This window comes from Terriglobus sp. YAF25 (assembly GCF_052113305.1).
GTDB lineage: Bacteria > Acidobacteriota > Terriglobia > Terriglobales > Acidobacteriaceae > Terriglobus.
In genome coordinates, this window is sequence record NZ_JBFRCY010000772.1 from 1 (window position 1) to 2,082 (window position 2,082).

The 2,082-nt window shown below is 59.3% G+C and carries 2 protein-coding genes; one reads left to right on the forward strand and one right to left on the reverse strand.

The window, feature by feature from the left end:
- The coding region (locus tag AB4043_RS23525) for a hypothetical protein (RefSeq protein WP_442308262.1) at nt 1–873 on the forward strand (873 nt) is incomplete at its 5' end.
- Nucleotides 874–877: 4 nt separating this feature from the next.
- On the opposite strand, the gene AB4043_RS23530 is transcribed toward AB4043_RS23525, so the two are convergent.
- On the reverse strand, nt 878–2,082 hold a 1,205-nt coding region (locus AB4043_RS23530), incomplete at its 5' end, for an MFS transporter (protein WP_442308263.1).

Consider the following 2,082-nt stretch of genomic DNA (forward strand, 5'->3'; position numbering starts at 1 on the left):
CCTTTCGGCCGGTTCGGAGAGATGAATCCGACAGGCCATGCTGCTGTATATCTTGACCATGTTTGCGCCGAGACTTCGGTCAGCCTGCGGACGTGCAGGCCTGGCGAGCTGGGGGCGGTGATCAGCCGCTATTACAAGGTGAATCACTACGACTGGGTAGCCATTCCTCTGATCCCGTACCTGTATGCCGTGGAAGACAGAAACGACATCCCGTTGGCTGCGACAGTACAGCTAGAGACGGATCTTCGGGATGTATACCGCCGTCGCCACCTGCGTGAGATTGTGCCGGATGCGGCGGATGGAAGCACCCCGGAAGGCGACTGGATCCAGATGGTCGGATCTTCGTACGACCGCAAGATCTACGGCTTCCAGGTAAGGACGACGGCTGCGCAGGATGCGGAGCTGATTACGGCTTATAACGAAGGCCACAATCGCAGCCACTTCAACCTGCTGTTTCAGAACTGTGCTGACTTCTCGCGCAAGTTGCTGAACCTGTACTTCCCCAAGGCGGTTCACCGCAATATCCTGGCCGATGGCGGCATCACCACCCCGAAGCAGATTGCAAAATCCTTCGTGAAGTATGCCCGCAAACACGATGAGCTGGAGCTGACTACCTTCGTCATTCCGCAGCTGCCCGGTGACATCCCTCGCAGTACCCGCGTGAACGGAGTTGCCGAATCGCTGGTGAAGTCGAAGAAATATCTGGTTCCGCTGGCAGTCCTGCATCCGGAGTTAACTGCAGGCATTGTTGCCGCGTATCTAGGGTCGGGACGGTTCGAGCCTCCGAAGGAAACACATGTCTTCCGTATCGAGGACGTAGAGGCTACGCGCGAGGCCGAAATTCTAGGCGAACTCTCGGCTGGTAGCAGGTAGCGCTCTATTCGCTAGAACGGGTTAGCCTGAAGGAGAACAGCAGCAGGCCCACAGCAACGGCGAGCGGAAGCAGAAATGCCGTACGCAGCGAGCTCGCCTGCCGCGAAACAACTCCCATAAACCATGGCAGAAGGGCGGCTCCCAGGCCGGAGGCTGCGATGATGACACCCGCCTGCCGTGGAGACGGTTTGCGGCCGAGGATCAGGGCGAAGGTCACCGGAAAGACCGGACCGAGGGAGAGCCCCAGAATGACGGCCACGGCGGTGATTTCGACGGCAGTATGAGCGAAGAGCAGCGCCAGTGTACTGATCACCAGCACTACCAGCGCAAGACGTAGCAGCAACGTGTCCTTCAGACGCAGAAGAACGGCTGAAGAGAGGGGACGGGCGCAGGCGAGGGCGATCCAGAACGCTGAGGTCACGGCCTGGCTTTCAGAAAGAGAACGCCCTCCATAGCGGAGCATGTAGGTGGTAAGCCAGACGTTGAAACTGCTCTCATACGCTCCGTACAGGGCAAGCAGAAGGGTAAAGAAAAGGAAGAGGGGAAGGCCGACAGATGGAGCGCCTGAGGCACCTGAGGAGGTGCCGTCTGGAAGCGCGATGGCGCTCCGGCTACGTTCGAAAGCAAAGAACAGTGCTGCAATCGCGAAAAGAGCTGCGAAACCCAACAGCATCGATCGTAGCGCCATGTGAGGTGTAAGCCAGAAGGCGAACAGCGGCGACAGCAACGCACCGACGCTGAACAGGGCATTGAGCAATGTGAGAGCGGAGGCGCGATTCTGCGTATAGCGTGAGCCTGCAATCACATTGGAGGAAGCGATCATCTGGCCGATACCCCAGGCTCCGCCAAAGAGCACGGCCATGAGCATCGGTAGAGCAGGTGACATCGCAAAGAGAGCAAGCCCGGCCGCGGCGGCGAAGGCGCCAACTCCGAAGCTGTATTGCGGCCGGCGAAAGACCGTCATGCCGCCGACAGTGGCGCCTAGAAACTGTGCCAGCGGTAGCAGGCCGACTGAGGCGTCCGAGAGATGATGACTGGCTGCAAGCAGGGGAAGGATGGGACCCAATAGAGCCGTACCCAGGCCGGTCAGCAGAAATCCATAGGCGAGCAGCGGAAGTGACGGTGCGTGGGCTGTAGCGCGTTTTCCCTGTAGGTGTCGTGCAGGGCTTCCGGATCCATGGGCGTTTTCCGCAATGAAAACGCCGCTTC